General features: G+C 50.5%; 17 protein-coding genes. 3 read left to right on the top strand and 14 right to left on the bottom strand.

Features of this window, described 5'->3' with window-relative positions:
• From KKH67_11890 to KKH67_11880, 3 genes are all read left to right on the top strand, one after another.
• Nucleotides 1-712, top strand: a 712-nt coding sequence (locus KKH67_11890; protein ID MBU1319881.1) for an FG-GAP repeat protein, incomplete at its 5' end; no start/stop codon positions are given.
• Nucleotides 713-1,014: 302 nt separating this feature from the next.
• Nucleotides 1,015-2,199, top strand: coding sequence for a hypothetical protein (locus KKH67_11885; protein MBU1319880.1), 1,185 nt, complete (start codon nucleotides 1,015-1,017; stop codon nucleotides 2,197-2,199).
• A 16-nt stretch (nucleotides 2,200-2,215) separates the two neighbouring features.
• On the top strand, nucleotides 2,216-3,589 hold the full coding sequence (locus KKH67_11880) for an O-antigen ligase family protein (protein MBU1319879.1): 1,374 nt from the start codon (nucleotides 2,216-2,218) through the stop codon (nucleotides 3,587-3,589).
• A 193-nt stretch (nucleotides 3,590-3,782) separates the two neighbouring features.
• On the opposite strand, the gene KKH67_11875 is transcribed toward KKH67_11880, so the two are convergent.
• The 14 genes from KKH67_11875 to KKH67_11810 form a co-directional block, all read right to left on the bottom strand.
• On the bottom strand, nucleotides 3,783-4,520 hold the full coding sequence (locus KKH67_11875; protein ID MBU1319878.1) for a creatininase family protein: 738 nt from the start codon (nucleotides 4,518-4,520) through the stop codon (nucleotides 3,783-3,785).
• 26 nt (nucleotides 4,521-4,546) lie between these two features.
• Entirely contained in the window at nucleotides 4,547-5,299 is a 753-nt protein-coding gene (locus KKH67_11870; protein MBU1319877.1) for a DUF2064 domain-containing protein, read from the bottom strand.
• Nucleotides 5,300-5,537: 238 nt separating this feature from the next.
• On the bottom strand, nucleotides 5,538-7,445 hold the full coding sequence (locus tag KKH67_11865; protein ID MBU1319876.1) for a thioredoxin family protein: 1,908 nt from the start codon (nucleotides 7,443-7,445) through the stop codon (nucleotides 5,538-5,540).
• Nucleotides 7,446-7,652: 207 nt separating this feature from the next.
• A complete protein-coding gene (locus KKH67_11860) occupies nucleotides 7,653-8,792 on the bottom strand; it encodes a response regulator (protein MBU1319875.1) in 1,140 nt (379 codons plus the stop codon).
• Entirely contained in the window at nucleotides 8,793-9,602 is an 810-nt protein-coding gene (locus KKH67_11855) for a rhomboid family intramembrane serine protease (GenBank protein ID MBU1319874.1), read from the bottom strand.
• Nucleotides 9,603-9,717: 115 nt separating this feature from the next.
• Nucleotides 9,718-10,131 (bottom strand): CoA-binding protein, encoded by a 414-nt coding sequence (locus KKH67_11850; protein MBU1319873.1) that lies wholly within the window; start codon nucleotides 10,129-10,131, stop codon nucleotides 9,718-9,720.
• A gap of 3 nt (nucleotides 10,132-10,134) precedes the next feature.
• Entirely contained in the window at nucleotides 10,135-10,455 is a 321-nt protein-coding gene (trxA, locus tag KKH67_11845) for a thioredoxin (protein MBU1319872.1), read from the bottom strand.
• 22 nt (nucleotides 10,456-10,477) lie between these two features.
• Nucleotides 10,478-12,262 (bottom strand): DUF885 domain-containing protein, encoded by a 1,785-nt coding sequence (locus KKH67_11840; GenBank protein ID MBU1319871.1) that lies wholly within the window; start codon nucleotides 12,260-12,262, stop codon nucleotides 10,478-10,480.
• Nucleotides 12,177-16,373, bottom strand: a complete 4,197-nt coding sequence (locus KKH67_11835) for a CoA activase (protein ID MBU1319870.1) — start codon at nucleotides 16,371-16,373, stop codon at nucleotides 12,177-12,179. Before KKH67_11835 ends, KKH67_11840 begins: the two co-directional genes overlap by 86 nt.
• Nucleotides 16,374-16,555: 182 nt before the next feature.
• Nucleotides 16,556-18,736 carry a cytochrome c biogenesis protein CcsA gene (gene ccsA / locus KKH67_11830; GenBank protein MBU1319869.1) on the bottom strand — a complete coding sequence of 727 codons (2,181 nt, stop codon included), beginning with the start codon at nucleotides 18,734-18,736 and terminating at the stop codon, nucleotides 16,556-16,558.
• Between the two features lie 2 nt (nucleotides 18,737-18,738).
• Nucleotides 18,739-19,104, bottom strand: coding sequence for a cytochrome c maturation protein CcmE (locus tag KKH67_11825; GenBank protein MBU1319868.1), 366 nt, complete (start codon nucleotides 19,102-19,104; stop codon nucleotides 18,739-18,741).
• Entirely contained in the window at nucleotides 19,101-19,217 is a 117-nt protein-coding gene (locus KKH67_11820) for a CcmD family protein (protein ID MBU1319867.1), read from the bottom strand. The genes KKH67_11825 and KKH67_11820 overlap by 4 nt, the downstream gene beginning before the upstream one ends.
• Nucleotides 19,198-19,875, bottom strand: coding sequence for a cytochrome c biogenesis protein CcsA (gene ccsA, locus KKH67_11815; GenBank protein MBU1319866.1), 678 nt, complete (start codon nucleotides 19,873-19,875; stop codon nucleotides 19,198-19,200). The genes KKH67_11820 and ccsA (KKH67_11815) overlap by 20 nt, the downstream gene beginning before the upstream one ends.
• The coding region (locus KKH67_11810; protein ID MBU1319865.1) for a heme exporter protein CcmB at nucleotides 19,876-20,083 on the bottom strand (208 nt) is incomplete at its 5' end.

The following is a 20,083-nucleotide window of genomic DNA, read 5'->3' as shown; positions in this document are numbered from 1 at the left end:
TGTGACAAGTAATGGCACTCATCCGCCTTGCATATTCTATGGAGGCAATCCATTCGATACAATACCGAAGATTCTCGAACATCCGGGTGATGTGGCGGATCTGTGTGGTGATATCAACCATGACGGCTGGGACGACATAGCCGTCGGATACACGAATTGGGATCTGGGGTACGGTTTGCTTCGAGTCTACTTTGGTGCGCGGGACATGGATACACTTGCTGACATCACAATCTGGAACTCCGAAGTTCCAGCGCCAAAGTACCATTTTGGACAGTCAGTGGGGTCTGCCGGTGACTTCAACGGAGATGGAGTTGAAGACTTGGTAGTCGGTTCACGCCAGTGGGACATAGAGCACTGGAACAAGGGCAGGATATACGTATTTGCCGGATCAGATACTCTGCCTCTGGATGCTGACGATGAGACTGGCTATATACTGCCCAACGATCATGATGTTCTGTATCAGAACTATCCGAATCCATTCAACGAGACTACAACTATACGATATGACCTTGCAAGGCACCGTGATAAGGTTGAACTCTCTGTCTACAACATCCTCGGACAAGTTATCGACAGACTGTATTGCGGCAGCCAGGAGAAAGGCACATACATGACAAAGTGGGACGTCCATCGAGATGTTGCATCCGGTATCTACTTCTATGTCCTGAGAACTGAACAGCAATTGACATCTGAGAAGATGCTTCTATTGAAGTAAGCCAATCCCTGAAATCAACTGCCTTCTAAAGCGAATGCCTAACTGCTTCGTTCGACCCCGTCGAACCGCGATCAGAGATCGCGGCCACGGGTGATATAACATGTGGGCAGCAGACCTCCCGGCCTACCTCTTTTGCCTTGACACGTCTGAACGATCTCATTATTCTAAATCCTGAATCTTAAGGAGTAGTTGTCACTAAAGGCGGTGAACACTTCACGCTTAGCAAGAAATGTCAAAACCGCAGGGGTTTTGCCCCGCGACTCCTTAACCAATTTCGGTGTTTCACTTAGTGGGTGTACAGCATGTATCTATTGTCACTTCTCAATACTATTGTGAACCGCAGACGGTTCATAATACTCAACACACTGATTGTAACGGTAGCGGCAGCTCTGGTCAGCTTCTTGATTCCAGGCGAATACAAGAGCAGGGCGACAATCCTTCCGCCCGATTCGCAGGCAAGCCTCGGTGGTTTCGGGGACCTCTCGGTTGCACAGATCGCACATGCAGTGACCAACTTCACCCTGCCGGTTATGGCTACTCCTTCGGATCTCTACGCAAGTATGCTCAAATCTGAGTCGATCCTGAAGAAGGTTGTTGACTCGCTTGATTTGCAGACATTCTACGGATCCAAGACTGAGTGGGAGACTGTGTCGGAACTTCGGGATTATCTGACCGTAAGGGTCGAAACTGATGGAATTATCACTGTCGAGGCAATCGCGAATGATCAAATGCTCGCTGCGAATATTGTTAATCAACTCGTACGAGAACTGAACCGGTTAAATCTAAACATACAGAGTCGAAAGAGTGGGTTACAAGCCGAGTTCCTGGCGAAACGAATACAGGAGACTGAACACGAATTGCAGCGAGCGGCTTCGGAGCTGCGGCAATTCCAGGAAGAGCACATGGCGATATCACTGGATCACCAATCAGCAGCTTTGATCGAGAATCTCGCTCGGCAGAAGGCAGATTTGACAACGGCAGAGGTTGAACTCGAAATACTGAAAAAAACTCTAAGTCCCGATCATCCGCAGTTAATAAGACAACGCATGCTGGTTGACGAGACAAAAGCCAAATTGAAGGTGGGTGAAATGGGGGAGGATAGCAGCTCGAACTCGCCAAATTCTGCATTTGATATACCGCTGAGTAATATCCCTGATCTCTACCTCCGTTTTTCGATTTTGAAACGGAATGTCAGGATTCAGGAATTGATATACGAATTTCTGGCACAGCAGCAGGAAATGTCCCGCATTCAGGAACTACGGGACGTACCTGTGGTGAACATTCTTGACTTCGCACGCCCGGCAGAGCGCCCTTTCCGTCCCCGCAAAGTGCTGATAACATTTTCGGCGTTCATCCTCAGCTTCATGCTATCCACACTGATCGTTGTCGCTCAAGATCGATTCCGTGGGAATGGCGGAGAATCAGATTCAATGAGACTGCAGCTAAAGGAGATGTTGAAAACGGTCTCCAGGAAGCCGTTAGGTTGAGAGACAGGGAGTAGCATTGTTCTCAATTGATCGCATTGCGCGGACCAAGTCTCCCAAAATGCGGCACTGGGTTGTCGCTTTCATCGATTCGACTCTGGTCGGAACCCTGGCTCTGCTGGGCCCTCTTGCCGGAAGCGTCTTCTTCATTGGCCTAGCCGTCCTTTTGGCATTGATAATCTCGCCTGTGGGGTTGACACTCGCACTGACATTGTTGTCCCATCTCGCCGAAGTAAGCGGGATAGAGTTTTCAACCATGCGAATGGCGAAATATGCAATACTGATCGTTATACTCTGGATCACATTGCTTAGATATCTGTCTGAGAAGAAGGCGCTGGGTGTTGGACTCGGCGAGATCGAGAAAGCATTCGCCCTGTTCATCGGCTGGTCACTTCTCTGCTCACTGTTTGCCGTGAGGCCACTCGGGAGCGCACTCACACTGATGAGGCTCACCACGTTTCTCCTGGTCTATCTGGTAGCCAAAGAGACGATTGAGAATTCGTCCCATGTTCGCCTGTTTCTCTGGGCCTTGCTAATCTCAGTGTTCAGCTCATCGGTTTTCTCCTTTGCCAGCCTGGCGTCGGGCAAGTACGCGAGGTTCACCGGCTTTTTCGCCAATCCGAACGCGTTCGGGATATTTCTTAATTCATCGATTCCGCTGCTATTGACCGCCTTGCTGACCTGCAGACAGAAGGCAACCAGATTTCTGTTCGGCATCGGCACCTTGCTGGGATCGTGTGCCCTCCTTCTGACCTGGTCGCGCGCATCCTGGATCGCCCTGTTCGGATTTGTGCTCACATTCATCCTTGTCGAACGACGAAAGAAGGCAGTCATCGCCTTAGCAAGCGTGGCAGTATTCGCTGTTATCGCCGTGTTGACATCGGCTGTCATATACTCATCATTCTACCACTTGACACGCATCGGCATGTCATCCAACCGTCGTATTGTTCTATGGCAGCACGGCATTGATGCCGCTGTCGACAGACCGATTATCGGCTACGGATTCGATTTGCGCAACACCGATGTCAGAGGTGAGGCCGCTATGACGGGGATTTCGGAGATCATAAGCTTCAGACGATCCGATGAAGGGTATAATCCGCACTGCCTCTATATAGCAGTCTTGGTCGGCGCTGGAGTTCCGGGTCTGATTCTTGTCCTGATGATTTACTACCGTCTGCTCAAGTCTCAATGCGTAGCGCGTTCGGGAACAAGCTATAAGGCTAACCGCGTAATGCACTCTGCAATGATAGGCATGATAGTAGGCAGCATTCTGAACTCGATGTTCGAAATGGGCTCGCTATTAGGCTCCGGGTCCTACGTGATCTACTTCTGGCTCTCTCTCGGAGTCACAGCAGCGGTCTCCGAAAAGAAGCTTGAGATTTGGGAGAGATGAGATTGTACCTGTGCAATTCTGCGCCGTGTGGCCGCGATCTCTGATCGCGGTTCGATGGAGTCAAATGAGGTTTCTGAGAAAGACCGTCGGAAGGGATTCCTGAAGGCGCAGCAAGTAGGCAGAACCGCTCCGCTTCGCTCCGGGATTCTGCCCCACCGGGCTTTGTCAAAACCACAGGGGTTTTGACATACAACTAAAATCCGTTTTTGTCCCACTGAGATAGAATATACGTGATGAATTCGAGGACTTTGTCTTTGACTTTCGCGGCGTAGACTCTCCCCTTCTCGGCATCGAAGTCAGGGCGGCCCTCGCCACGATCGTTGTAGATTCCAACCGATCCGGGATAGGGATATACATCCGCAGCAGTTTGATGTTCGTACACGAGGTCTTCGGAATAGTAGCTCTTGTCTGCAAGCGACGGATCGATCGACATGACATAGCCGGTCTCATCGCACCCTGCATGGCCTCCCTCGCCGCCGTAGACTTCTTTGGTGACATCACCGCAAAGCATCCACCAGTGAATGACTGCGATGCACATGCCGAGATTGTGGTAGGCCTTGCCCGCTACTTCCTTCAATGCAGAGTTGTTGCCACCGTGACCATTGAGGATTATGATGCGTTTGAATTTGTGATACTTGAACGACTTCATGAGATCGTAGATATAATCCTGCAAGTGTTCATTGGTGACAGTCAATGATCCGGGATAACCAAGCAGACTCTTGGTGACGCCATACCAGACGGGCGGTGCGAGAATGACATCAAGTTTCTCACCGACATGCTCACCGATATCATACGGAATGAAACCATCGGTTCCGAGACACGCCGCACCGTGCGCCTCGATAGTCCCAACAGGCAATAATGCGGTATCGATTTTCTCCGGCACAAGTTCACGAACCTGCTGCCAGAGCATTCGCTCAAGTTTCCAGATCATAGTGTCATTCCCTGTCTGTACTCAGATCAGTTTGGAATATCTTTGAGTATTTCCTCGAGCACCTTCTCAGTGCGCGCGGCAGATTTCTCGTCGCCCACAAGACGGAAGTGGTTGATATCTCTGACGAGAAATTCCAGATCCTCGGGTTGCCTGAGGTCGTACCACAGATCCATCTCGTCCCAGTCACCGCAACCGTCTTTGCACAGACTCGCCAACTGAGAGTAGACAGTCTTGTCATCCGACCAATTGATTTTCTCGAACAGAATCGGAATGTGCCTGCGCATCGCAAGAAGGTAATAGCTGCCTTCGAGAGTCGGTCCGATGACCAGATCATAATTCGAGATGCGTCTGAAGGCATTCATGATCGTGCTTGGAGGAAGTGTCGGCGTGACACAACCGATAAGCACGACTTGTCCGAAACCCTCTTCAAAGACGCTCTTGAATGCACTGGACATGCGATCTCCCACCGTATCTCCGACTGTCTCGGTCAACCGGACATGCGGCGACTTGAGCAGCTTAAGGGCCTTTCCGGTGAGGGTCGTCTTCAAACTCTCCACAATCTCATTCACGATCTTTCCGGTGGCACCTGATGGATGGTTGATTCTGATATCAACGTCTACGAGATCGAGGCAATTGCAAATAGTATCTTCAAGGAATGCACGATAGAGTTGCAGCTTCTGTTCGTCAGACAAACTGCCCGCAAGCTGACTCTGCACTTTGTCGCGATTCTGATCTTCGAGAAACACTATGAGTGCTTTACTTTTTTTCTTACTTGTCATTTCATGTTGCCCTTAATTATCATCAATCGCCAATATATAAAGCAGAATTAGATAATTCAACCTCTTTCGGCGATGACGTTCAAAAAAACTTGTCGTAGTTGCATGCGCGGACAAATAGGTGCATGAATTGAGTAGAGAGCAGGTAATCACATCGAAGCTGCGCAAGAAGGCATTCGCAGCACTGACCGGAATGTCTTCTTTGTAAGAGCTACATTGTTACTGTCGGGGTGCGCTGTACTCAGTGGACTTTGCGCATCTCCGCAATCATATCATCCGGTTCCACAACACCCTGCATTATGCGCCGCACACTTCCATCAGGGCTCAGCAACAGTGTCGTTGGGAGTGAGAAGTGCTTCAGACCGAATCGAGTCATGAAGTCTTTGGATATTTCGGAGTTCGAGTTCTCCAACTGCACTTTGACAGGCACGAATCTTTTTGCCTCCTGCGCAACAGCGGCATTCCCGAAAGTCTTCCTGTCCAGTGCGCGACAATTGATACACCAGGTCGCCCACGTATCAATCAGCACCGGTTTGTTTTCGCCGGCCGCACGAGCCAGTCCCCGTTCAAGATTAGTCTCCCATTCAATCAGCTCCGAGTGCGGTGCGATGCTCGATCCACCTTCGGATAGACCCACGGACAGCGGCGGAAGGATAAAGCCCTGCATGATAATGCTGCCAAGCAACAGATACGCGCCAAGAAGAAACGCCAGCACTCCGAGGAGTTTCTTCAACCTGTCGAAGTACCCCGATTCCGATACAAGTCGATCGAAGCCACCGCCGAACACGCCGAATGATATCAGCAACAGCCCCGACAGTATTGCCGTGATCTCCATCGGAATCACAGCTCGCAGGAAATAGACTGCCATAAGGAGCAGCACGAAGCCGAAAAACTTCTTGACCGACTCCATCCATCCACCGGCACCGGGTAGCGCGCTGATTGCGGAAGAGAATGTGCCAATTATCATAAAAAGCGTCCCGAGCCCGAGGGCGAAAACGAATAAGACAACGAAACCGAGTAATGGCGATCCGGCAGTCGCTATATAGAGGAGGATGCCTGCTACGAAAGGTCCGACGCAGGGAGATACTACAAGGGCTGCGACTACTCCAAAAATCATCGAACTGACAACTCCACCACCAGACTTTGGCTTACCGAGTTTCGTTCGCAGCCAAAGTGGAACCTGCAGTTCGTACAGGCCGAACATCGATAACGAAAATATGACGAACACGACCGCTATTCCGATTACGACCGGTGTGCTTGCCAGCCAGGCTCCGAACACGCCACCCACCAGGGAGACAATCAGCCCCATTATGCCGTACACGAATGCCATCGAGCCGACATAAAAGAGCGACAGGATGAACCCACGACCGACAGTCCTCTCTTGTCCCGCAAAAATACTTACTGTGATCGGAATCATCGGATATGTGCAGGGCGAAAATGATAGAAGCAACCCGGTGACGAATGCGAGGCCGAGCGCAATGAAATAGCCCCAGAATCCGTGTTTGTCGATAAGTCTCTGGATCTCACTTTGTGATTCTTCCTGTTCGATCGGAGGCTCTGTGGATTCAGTCGTTTCGATGATAGCTCCGAAAATCGCTGCATTCGCCGGTTCACCCTCCTGACCGACTGTTATCAATAGAGGTATATCCGCTGTGTCGGGTGGAAGGCAGGCTTTGTCATTGCAGGGCTGAAATACGAATCGTAATGGCAGCGTATAGTCACCGTCGGCAACATCAGCGCCAATCGTGACGCTAAAGGGGATCACGGTCCGTCCACCATATACGGACATGACCTCGCCAAGAAGATTAGCCTCAAACCCTGCCGGATATCTTATGCCCATCGGGGTCAGACCGGGGATTGTATCAGGCAACAGCTCAGCGGGGATCAGGAAATCCTGGGTAACATACGGCGAATTAATGTGCCACTCAGGAACGATGTCTATGATCGCCGCACACTGGTAAGTCTTGCCTGCCGTTGCCGCTGTTACAGATAACGCTGAAGAGACTTCGACGACCTGTTCCTCAGCCTCACTCTCTGTACCGAAGAGATCCATCTGGGCATGCAGCGATGTTGTCACAATTAGTACCGCCAGCGAAAGCAGTATTGCTGCAGTGAATAGTCCCGCTCTGTTGTTTGACATTTTGATCATGGTCTAGTTTCCCCGCTCTCAATCACAGAATATTGGCAAAACCCGCGGCGTAAATCGCTACACGAATCCCGCCGCATGTTCGAGTTCAATCACATCGATAGGCCGAGTGTGCTCCACAGGAATAACGCAGAAGGTGCATTATCGGGAACAACACATCATCCCACCAACACGAGAATATAACAATTTATGACGGAAATATCCAGAGGATCACATTTTTTTCAGGCTGGCAAGAACATCTGTAAGTATCTGTCGGAGATCAGAGTGAGAGAAGCGGTTAAGTATCTCTTTTGCAAGCCGGTCGGCAACTTCTCTGACCAGGAGTTTCTCAGCCAGAGAGAGCTTCGCTGCGTCAGTATCAGGAATCTCAGTCTCATCATTTTCAACAACGGGCATCGAACTGCCTTCTGTGCTAGCCCGCAAAGCTCTGAAATTGATCTTTGACGATCCAATCTCCTCGGCGTTGAAATTCACTTCTGCTGAGGCTGCCTTAGACTGACTTTGAGTCGGGATCGTCTTGACAGCGGAAGCAGCAGACGATGACTTGCCCTTCGTCCCGTCTGACTTCGCTGATTTCATATCCCGTTTCATCTCACGAACAAACCATCCATAGTCATGCGGACCATCCACCTCTGATTCTTCGTTTGGAGTCTGCATTCCGTATTGATCCTCCGACAAATGGATCGACTCTTCAGCTCTGCCGGCCCCTGCCGACTCTTTCACATTCTTTCTTCTTTCAGAACCGGGTTGTTCATCATCAAGCGATTCCACAGGCTTTTTGCCGGGAGAATCATCAGTTGCAGCATCGGACAGGACTATGTCATCCATTTGTGAATCGGCATCGGTCTTATTGTCATCTGCAAAGATGGTACTGAAATCCATCTCAACATCGGTATCCTGCGCCAGATCAAGCTCTTCCACATCCTCGTCGAGATGGTACACTCCATCGGACTCAAGATCATTCTCACCGCCCGTGTCGAGCTCCATATCAAGTACACGCGACGTTATCTCCAAAAGATCTTTTGGAGAAAATGGTTTATTCAGAGTCTCATCGGCAAGCGAGGAGAGGAATTTGCGCTGGTTGACTATCTCTGATGTTGAGAGAAGAAGGACAGTTTTTATGTCTGAAGTGTTGCTATCACTCTTGATCTGCTTTGAGACCGTATACCCGTCCATCTCAGGCAATCCTGAATTGAGGAATGCGAGGTCGACTTCAGCGGTTCTCAACAAATCGAGCGCCTCCATGCCGTCCGAAGCAGATACGACCTCGAACCCTCTTTGTCGAAACAGATTCTCAGCGACACTTCGCACTGTGTCGGATTGATCGGCTATCAGAATCTTCTTTGCCATCTACCTTCTCTTCTTGGAAAGCTGGGACGATGCACGTTCAAGGGTCTTGCGTTCTTTGTCCGTTAGGTTATTGATACCTACTTCATTGATTTTGTCAAGTATTCTATCGACATCATCCATAAGTTTATCAGAGTTCGCTTGTTTTTTTTCTTCCTTCTTGTCCTGCCTGTTAGACCTAATCCCGAGCATCTTCTTTCGCACGAAATTGGGGATTCCCCCGCGTTTCATGTACAGCAGGCCGAAAATCGCACCTCCGAGATGAGTCCAGTGCGCAACATTGTCTCCTGATCTGGAAAATGCCAGCACGAGGTCCATGCCAACAATGAACATCATGAGGTACTTCACTCGCACAGGAAGAAGGAAATAGAGATAGACCCTCCTGTCGGGCCAGAGCACCGCAAATGCAACCAGTACACCGAGTACGGCCCCTGATGCACCGATCACGGGGGTTGACGAATTCGGGGTCAGGAGAACAGTGAATATCCCGGCTACCGTGCCTGTGATAAGATAGAATCGGAGAAACTTCCGAGTACCCCACATCCGTTCTATCTCCGCGCCGAACATCCAGAGCATCAACATATTGAAGAATATATGCATGAAGCTCCCGGGACTATGCAGGAACATGTACGTGACAACCTGATAGACCAGCGGGCCGGTTAGCACATCGACTGGAGTCAAGCCGAAATATGTGATGAGCAATTGGGATCGGTCAAACAGCTCGAGCAGGAAGACTGCGGCATTGATTATGAGAAGCCACTTGATACCGAGCGGCAGTCGGGAGTCAAATCCCACTCTGTATTGATTTGGCATCTGATTATATCTCATCTTATCCTATATCGGCGAATAGTATGCAGTTGTGAAGCAACTTGCTTAATTATACGCAAATTTCGCTGTCAGACCAGGCGAAATCGTTCAGCAATCGGACCTAGAACAGCTTCGCGTGAAGCTTCTTGATGCAGACATCCTGCAACACCGTCAGGCCCGCCTCCCGGGCGACTCTTGCCGACTCCTCATGGGTTATACCCTCTTGAAGCCACAGCACGCCCGCGGAAATATCTATGGCCTGTTTCGCTATATCCGGCACGGAATCGCTCTTTCGGAAGACATCCACGATATCGATCTTCTCCGGCACATCCTTGAGGCTCGGGTAAGCCACCTCTCCGAGAATCTCCCTCTCAACGGGATTAACCGGTATGATCCTGTATCCGTGACGTTTCAGATAAGACGCTACCTGATTAGAAGGCCGGTCCTCCTTGCCCGAAAGACCAACAACCGCGATCGTCCTAGAATCCTGCAGAATTCGCCTGATTTCTCCATCCGATGGATTTGTCAATGACATACTCTATCCCAGAATCTTGTTCAATCTCTCCACGAACGCCTTCTTCGGAATCACTCCGACCACCTGATCAACCACTTTGCCGTCTTTGAAAAAGAGCAACGACGGGATGCTCATGATACCGTACTGAGTAGCGATCTTGCTGTTTGAATCGACGTCGATCTTCGCAACTTTCACCCTGCCGGCATATTCCTGTCCGATCTCATCGACTATCGGTGCAACCATTTTGCACGGTCCACACCATTCGGCCCAAAAATCTACCAGAACCGGAACATCGGACTTCAATACCTCTTCCTCAAAACTGGTGTCTGTGACTGCTAATGACATGTTGCCTCCCACTATCTTTGAACTAGTTTAATATCTGATCCTCGATTAGCCCTATAGGAATTGTCCCGTAGGATAGAATCGTATCGTGAAAACTCTTCAAATCAAAGCCGTTTCCTTCGGCGCAGCGACATTTATCCCGCAAATCCAGGATTCCCAGCTTTCCTATCATATAACTCATCGGCTGAGTGGGGCTTTGTGTATATCTCTTCACCTCTGCAACAGCACTTACCTGCTCGAGCCCAGCAACATCGACGAGCATTCGTACAGCATCCTGGAAGCTCATGTTACCGCGGTGCAGCTCGACATCGATCACGACACGGCACGCCCGCCAAAGTTGGTCCTTCAACTGAAAAAGGCGCGATTTCAAATCATAGAATCCCTGCTCGAACATCATCTCCTCACAATAGAGCGCCCAGCCCTCAGCGAACAGGTTTGAGCGAAACACCTTGCGAACTCTCGAATCGACCCGGTTCGAATGGAGGAACTGCAAATGATGCCCCGGATACCCTTCGTGAATAGCTTTAAGGAGCACCGATGCTTTAGAATGTCCTGAGAGTTGCTCCTGCCGCACCTCCGGAGGAAGACCGGGGTCTATCGGCGTCACGAGAAACATCCCTTCCTGCATCTCCTCGAACGGCGCAGGGACAACATATGCTGCGTATGGGAGCCTGTTTCTTTCAAAAAGCGGCGTCTCCTCGACAGTCAGCGACTCGCCATCGGGAATCGTGACTATATCTTTCTCCATCAGATACCGTTTAACTCGCTGAATCTCCCTGCCGTAGTAACCTAGAAGGCATTCAGCAGTCGGAGTCTCTCTCTTGATCTCGGTAACAAGGTCGGCCCAGGTTGTGTTTCGGTCAATTTCGTTGGCCGACGCATGGAGAGCGGCCTTTGTGGACTCAATGCACTCCTCTCCAATTGATACCAGCTCATCGCAATCATACGGCAACAGATAACCATGTTTGAGGAGGAAGTTGAACATCTCTTCACCGAGACGGTATTCGCCGTCGCTCGCCGGCATAATCTCATCCCTAAGGAATCGACTGTAGCTCTCCAAAGCAGCAACTGCATTTCGGCTTGCATCGGTGATGTCATTCGTCAAAGCCGGGACTCGACTCGCATGCAGCGGCATCACCGCTGAGAAGAAGCCCATCCCCGACTGTGTCACCTCCATGCCGATTCTCGTCCAGGCAGCAGGAATGTTCGAGCTGGCCAGCAGGTTTGCCTTGCCCTCATTGAGCAGCCTCGGTATTTGGCGAAGCCTCGCCGCAAGCGACTCCATTCGCTGTTCGCACGGCAGGGATTCGCGTGCCAGCAGCAAGAATGTGGACCAAAGGCAGATATCGGGATAGACCGTTGCGTCGCGCTCCACGCGGCGGTACTCCTTCTCCATTCCGATCTCGAAATCAAGAGTGCTCTTGAGGATTGCCAGATCGAGCAATTCGCCGCTACTGAGTTGATCCTGTAAATTATCGAATTCCGATAGTTTCGATCTGAAACGCTCGTATCCTCCCAGAACTTCGATCCTGCTGTCGGGATCCAGTGTTTCTAATTCATTATCATACTCATGCATCCCGTTGCCGGTTGCCTGAGTCGGGTTTGTCTTCCACCAGTTTTCAAGAATTTGATCGGATATCGCGCGAAAATCGGAATTCATCAAGACCACCTGTGAGTAGATTGTCAGACTGAATATAGACTGGCCGAGATAGAAATCAACAATTTTATTGGTGAGAAGAAACTCCGGAGCGTCGATTCTCATCGAACTGACGCACCTGAAGCAGGAAAGCTTCGAGGCGGATTTCTTCATTCTTATCTTCCAGCCCTTCGTATGCGAGGTTGAGCCACGGAAGCCCGCCACAGTGTGACTGCACCTTCTTCGAAATCGATGTTACAATAGTGCCGGGCATGCAGTTGAACGGCAGAGTGTTTATTACTCCGCTGGCACCACGATTGAAGTAATCTATCGCTTTCCCTACGGACAGGATTGCCTCTCCGGAAAGCGAGACATCGATGAACGGCTGGGCTAATTTTATTACATCTTCGACCGAAGCCTCGTGTGCGATCGGGACATGCGGAAGCAAGACATCAGCGAGCCGTTTCTCATCATTCTTCTGGATCTTGTCCTTCAGATAGCCGCCGACAAAGCTCTTGAAATCCCTGTCCTTTCTCGACTGGAGTTTGTACGTGAAATTCGTGTAGAATATCCACTCTGACATGGGCGCCAGCCAGACTTCAGCGCCGAGTTCTTCCAGACGTTCTATCAGGGAGTTGTTGGAGAAGCTGTTTAGGCGCAGGAAGATTTCACCAACAACTGCAATAACAGGTTTCCGCTCAGTACCGTTGTGGGAGAGCCTCTTGAAATCTGATAGAGCCGAGAAAAGGACTTGTTGCAGGTTTTCGTCACGCCGAATCGCCCCGGCGAGGCGATTCAGGTAGTCTTTGTACAGTTTGTCGCACTCGGGATTATTCGTGACATACGGTCTGTACTTCCTGTACAGCTTGAACAGCAGATCAGTAGCGACAACACCAGCCCAGGCCACACGCCTGAACCTCTTCTCAAGAAACGGGAAGTCATTGTATGAATTCTCCGAGTCGGGAGAATATATCGGAACTTCATTATAGCCGAGCTTGTCGAGGACACTTCTCTGAAGCAAATGGTATTGTCCGAATCTGCAAGGTCCACCGGCGGATGGCATAAAGAATGCCGCCCGATCCTGATCGAACCCCGGCTCCTTGATTTTCCGGATCATATCACCCATCGTGACCTGGCAGGGGAAGCACTCTTTGCCGCTTGTGAACTTCTTTCCCCAGTTGAGACTCTCGCTGGTGGGCTGAGGCAGAGGTTCAGCCTCCGTTCCGCACGCCTCCATCGCTGCGGCTAATGCAACGGCATGATCGGACATGTACGGAATGTAGACCTTCCTGTCGTACCCGTTGCCGTTCGATGGCGGAACCACTTTCTCGCGAATGGGCTTGGCTCGATAAGCTTTCAGGCTATCGAGAAATGCTTCGAGCCGCGTTATAATTCCCGCATCAGCGGAATGTTCATCGATTTCGACCTGCAGGAACGGCTTTCCTTCCATCTGCTTGGCGAAGAAATGCGTGATGAACGAATCGGGACCGCAACCGAAATTCGTGATGTAGACGGCATATAGATTCGGATGCTGCCTGATGAAATCGGCTGCTGCGAGAATTTTCTGACCGAAGCGCCAGTACATATTGCTGTTGTTGATGTTCGGCAGATACTTCTCCAGCGGAAGGAAATCCATCGGGACAACCTTCACGCCAAGCCCCCTGATCTTCTTCGGAATTTCGAGCGAGAGCTTGTTATCGCATCCGTTGTACGGGCGGGAGATTACGCAAACCGCCTTCTCATCCGGATCGAGCGAATCGAGGAACTCGTCTCCGGCATCCCGACACTTGCCGTAAAATCCTGTCTGCGATTTAAATGCCGCCTGAACGGCAGCCTCATATTCCGTGTAAGTCAGACCAAACATTTGCATCAGTTCACGCAGGTTTTCCAGCAGATAACTCATATCCATGCGCAAGCTGACGGCGAACGAGACCAGTTTGACATTGGTGTGCGACAGATCAACATTCGCTCTTACATTGTACGGTATTGCCTGAATATATGGACAAAGATAACTCTGTATGTGCGGGGAGCCTTCGTCATGGACGCTGATTATACTCGGCAGAAAGATATAGTCGACTTCCTTCTTCACGAGGTCCATGATGTGTCCGAAAGTTACCTTGATGGGGAAACACGTCTCAGACGAAAAATGCTGCAGTCCATCGTCCAGAATTCTCTGATTCGTCGGTGCAGAGAGGATCGTCTTGTAACCCAAAGATCGGAAGAACCCCGACCAGAACGGATAGAGTTCATGAAATATTAGTACACGTGGCAGGCCTATTGTGACACTCCGCCGTCCCTCAACTACCGGCCGCTTGAATGCAGCATACAAGTATTTCTCGCGGAGCTTGTAAAGATCAGGACCTTCAGCCTCTCTACTTGACTGATCAACATCATATTTCTCGCAGCGTGAGCCATAGTAAAGCGGTTCTTCGCCCTCCATCACCACTCGTCTGATTTCGCACATATTCGAACAGTCTTCGCAGACAAAACTCTCCAGACGGTAGGTTTTATTCGTAAGGTCGAAACCTTTAAACCTGCTCTCCGGAGTCGTGATTTCTTCTCGGGCAAGCATTGCCGCTCCGATTGCGCCGGTGACATCGTGATGAGGCGGCACAGTGACCGATTGGCCTGTGACATTCTCGAATGCGGCGACAACGGCTTTATTCCACGCCACTCCACCCTGGAAGAAGATATGTTTTCCTATGCGACGCTCCTGCACAACCTTTGTGAGGTAGTTGTTCACAATTGAGTACGCAAGCCCTGCAATCAGGTCATCTTTATCCGCACCCGACTGCTGATGGGCAACGAGGTCGGATTCCATGAAGACCGTGCATCTCTCGCCACAACCGACCGGGCACGATGCATTAAGTGCCCTTTCACCAAATTCCGTCTCTATTCGAATATCCAGCTTTTCAGCCTGCTCCTGCAGAAATGATCCCGTACCTGCGGCGCAGGCTTTGTTCATTTCAAAATCTATTACGACACCGTTATCGATCGAGACGAACTTAGAGTCCTGACCGCCGATTTCGAAGATTGTGTCGACTTTCGGGTCGATCGCAATTGCAGCCGTTGCCTGGGCAGTGATCTCATTTCGGACAATGTCTGCGCCGACAAAATCACCGACGAGGTATCGCCCCGATCCGGTCGTGCCGCACGCCGCAATTCTAACTCGTCCCGCCAGTTCATCGCCGACCTCTTTGAGACCTTTCCTGACGGCTTCCAGCGGCCTGCCCGCAGTCATCAGATAGCGCCTCGCGAGGACATTATTGTCTTTGTCGATCACTACGACATTCGTCGACAGTGACCCAATATCTATTCCGAGACATCCCTCGGTTGTATCAGCAGATAGCACCGATGCGGATGATGTGATATCGTAACACTTGCTGTCGGGAAATATGTAAGTTAGCGGTTCGGCTCCGCCAGTCTTTCCCATATCAGTTATCAGCGAGAAACCAGAGCGCAAATCAAACAGAGCGGGATTTTCGACTGTCGCCGCATACAATGCAGCGCCGAGCGCAGGCATGTGCTTGTGCATCTCAGGAACGATCAACTCACCCGGCTTGAGGTCGAGGATGTCCTCAAAGGCCTTGATCATGCCGACATTCGCCGCTACTCCACCCTGAAAACTGATCGGCTTGACAAACTTCTTGCCGGTCGCGATAGCAGACTTGAAGTTTCTCGCGACAGCGTAACAGAGTCCCGCCACGATATCATAATCCGGCGTGGCGGTCTGCTGCAAGTGGATCATGTCCGACTTCGCAAAAACCGAGCATCGCCCGGCAATTCTGGGCGGATGTTCAGACTTGACGGCCAGCTCGCCGAACTCACCTTCGATTGAAAGACCGAGACGTGAAGCCTGCTGATCGAGGAATGATCCCGTCCCTGCCGCGCAGAGAGAGTTCATCGCAAGATCATCCAGCAGCAGCTTGCCAGACGATTCGTCCTGCTGCACGCTGATTAGTTTCGAGTCCTCGCCACCCATCTCGATGATTGTACAGATATTCGGCAACAGGCGGTGATTCGCTGCCAGACTCGAAAGAACCTCATTGAGGAAATCGCCACCGATCCTGTCCTGGGCGAGTCTTCCACCTGAACCGGTGGAACAGACGCCCGCGAAATCGCTCGCATCGTACATCCCGAGGATTTCATCGAGTACGGATCTAAGAAGCGCGAGAGGCTGGCCGGCGACTCGCTTATAGTATGTATGAAGCACGCTGCCAGAGCGATTGATTACGACTGCTTTGAGCGCAACTGATCCGATGTCGAGCCCGAGGAAATATTGCACGGAAAATCCCTTTCCAGAAGACAGTGATCAAGTGTTGAATATAAGCTCAGTTGAATTCAATGCAATGAAAACTTACACTAGAATGGTACAAGTTCAAAATATGACGCAATATGGCGGATAATGGACGCACAAGGCTACTCAATTACTGCAAGCCGATTCATGGGAAAGACAGATTCGGATGTCTATCGAAGCACTGATAGACGATATCTGTTGTAGGTTGCTATCAATGTACCGATCACTATCACTACCGATCCAAGCCAGACAAGAAGTACGAGAGGCTTCCTTGAGATTTCGACAACCAGTCTGTCTTTGCCGGTCTCGCCGATAGCGGCTATCCTGAGTCCCACTGTCTTCTGGTCGGGATTGACCTGCTCCAGCGTCATGACGAGACCTGTTTCGCCCATAGGCTGCGGCTCGCTGGATCGCGCACCATCGGATGATATTGCGAGCACTGGAATCAGCGTCACGGAATCCTGACCGTTAACTCCGGTGACCACTGCACCGACCTGCATCGAGCCAGGCTCACCGTGTGAGCCCATTTCATATTTTTGGAAGGTTAGTTTCCAGTCACCTGCTTCGACAGTTTCACCCTTCTCCACAACATAAGTTTCCCCCGGCTCGCTCTTCTCGAGCTGCTCCGGAGCGATATACAGATCATAGAGAAGATGCTGCCTGACAAAAGGCTTTCTCATGATTCCACGGTTGTAGGAGTCGAAGAACAACTTCGGATCGGCATTGAACGAGTCACCACCATGTTCAATATCCAGATACACCGCATTGTCGAATTCAGCGATGTCTCCCTGCATTCCGGTATACGTTACCGTGTACCCCATTACCTCTTTGGGCTCACCGACAGCAAGAACAACCTTCTCGCCCGTAGCGAATGCATTCGATCCGATAAAACCGATCAGCAGAACTCCGAACCCAATGTGCGTCAGATGGCCGCCCATCTTCTTGCCGACTTTAGCGGGATACATGATCAGGAAATATGCATTGGCAGCCAGAGCGAACACCGCGAAGAAGATCAGCAGCAAGTGCTTGACCAATGTCACACCGACCATGATACCGACGACAACGCCTACTGCAGCGATAATCAGCGATACCGACGATCTCCTCAGAACATTGGCAACAGATATATCTTTCGCCTTCAGAAACGGCGCAAGACCAGCGAGCAGCGCGAGAAGCACCCCGAATGGCAATGCCATACTATAGTAATAATCCATGCTGACATTAGCAGGCTCCGAGAAAAACGGCAACCTCGTCAGAAGTGGCGCGGAAGTTCCCACAAGGATCAGTATTGCGAACACCGAAGTGACAATCACTCCGATAGCGAGCATGAAATCGGCCGACCATGGATCATCTGTCTTTTTCTCCGGCTTGATGCTGCGGAAACGCATTACGAACAGCACCGCAATGGCGGCCAGAAACGTGAGCTGGAATAGTACAAGGTAAATATTCAGCCCAAGGTCGGTGAATGAATGTACCGAAAAGTCGGCGAGCACACCGCTTCGAGTAAGAAATGTCCCATACATCACAAGCAGAAATCCCAACGCAGCAAGGAGCAAGTTCGATTTGCGCAATTGACCGTATCGCCTTTCGACAAGCAGTCCATGCACAAGTGCGGTGTTGGTCAACCATGGAATGAGAGACGAATTCTCTACCGGGTCCCATCCCCAGTAACCGCCCCAGCCGAGTGTTTCATAAGCCCAATAGCCTCCAAGGAATATCCCGAGACCGAGTATTGCGGACGAAATAAGCGCCCACGGAAAGACGTTCTTATTCCAATTGCTGTAGTCGTTTTTGGTGAGAGCTGCCATTGCATAGGCGAACGGTACCGCTAATAGCGTATACCCTACAAATACAATCGGCGGATGAATAATCATCCAGAAATTCTGCAAGAGCGGATTCAAACCTCTTCCCTCAACCGGCACCGTCGCGAGCAACTTGAATGGAGAACTCGCTGACAACAGAACGAACAGGAAGAGCGCCCCGAACAGATAATAGATCATCACTGTTGAGCTCAACGGGTCGTCGCGCCTGTATATAAGAAGCCCTACGAGCGCCGTAAGCAGAAGCCAGAGGACGAATGTCCCGACCTGACCGGCCCAGAGAGTCGACAATAACAGGAAGAATGATAAATCGGTTGAACTGTAAGCATGCACATACTCCAGTTGAAAGTTGTGCGTCAAAATCTGATATAGAAAAAGTGTCGTCAGTGCGATAGTGCTGATTGCAAACGTAGCGTAAGCTCGATTACCAAGAGAGACAAAAGACCTATTGCCGGCGGCAGCCAGAATATAGCCGGCCAATGCAACCATACAAGATGCAAACGCCATAGAAAGAAGCAGATTGCCAAAGAACATATCTATGATTCTCCCTGATATTTGGAGGGACATTTCAGCAGAAGTTCGTCAGCCTCGAATCTTCCGTCCACATATTTCCCCCTGCAAACGACTTTCGTCGCCTGATCGAAATTTCCCGGCATAGTGCCTGCATATACGACGGTCAGATCATCCCCCTCATCATCAAGCATGCGAAAAACAAGCCGAAGGCTATCGCTATCGTAATTGACATCTTTCTTCACTATGGTGCCGATGACCTGAACACGTTTATCTCGCGCCTTCGCTTCATCGAACGATACGTATGCCGTCAATGAATCATTGAAAGACGAGAATACCCATATAGCGGCCACAACGATTATCACTGCACCGGCGATCCACTTTCTCTTCACCGCTCCTCCAGTTTCTTGACACGTCTATCAAGCGCAAACACCACAACAAAAATGCCGACCCATCCGATCAGCGTGACGGCCATCACCGCTAAGTTAAGCCCGCTCGAAGTCATAACTATCCTCCAATTGCTTTTGTTCCAGTTTCTGAATTCTGTTCCCGATACTGTGGAGCCAGAAATACGTACAGAGGAAGCAGAACAGAGATGAGAGAAAAATGAATGCTACATACCCGCCGATATTGAGCTGCCCTTTCGCCACAAGTGTATCTTCAGGATGCAGCGATTGATATACTCGTGGAACGATAAATCCAAAAAACGGCACGGTGACGAAGGCAAGTATCGAATATACCGCTGAGAACGAGGCTCGCCTTTCGGGCTGTGCAATCGACTGCCGCAGAGCGAAATACGCACCGTAAATCACAAGCAGGATCAGAATCGAGGTCTGCCTCGGGTCCCAGTTCCAGAATGTACCCCATGCGATCTTAGCGAAAATAGAGCCGGTCACAGTCGCGGCAAAACAGAACATCAATCCAAGCCCTGCCGCCATGGCTGCCTTGTTATCCGCATTGGGATCTTTTCTCTTTAAATACAGAATGCTCTGAATCATGGCATGCGCAAACGCGATGAACGACACGAATGCAAACGGAACATGATAGTAGAAAATGCGAGACGCCGGAGCCCAATCCTGCCCGACGATAGGCGGCGGCGTTACGAAGCTGAACACTATCGTCACTACCATGTAAACAAATAGCAGGATTTTCAATAGAGTCATCTACTCACTCCAGACATATTCAAATAAGATGTACGACAGTGTTATCACGATTATTGGATAAGCTATCAGAATTTTGATGTAATTCCACATGTCATCCGGATTGCCTCCCTGAAGCGCGATGTCTGTCGCAGTCATAGCAGAAAGCAGCACCGGAAGCAGTAGTGGGAAGGACAGGACCGCAAACAAGGCGCCTTTAACCGACGCCTTC

The sequence above is a fragment of the Candidatus Zixiibacteriota bacterium genome, from assembly GCA_018820315.1.
Classification (GTDB): domain Bacteria; phylum Zixibacteria; class MSB-5A5; order JAABVY01; family JAHJOQ01; genus JAHJOQ01.
This window is presented reverse-complemented; position numbering and strand designations above follow the sequence as displayed.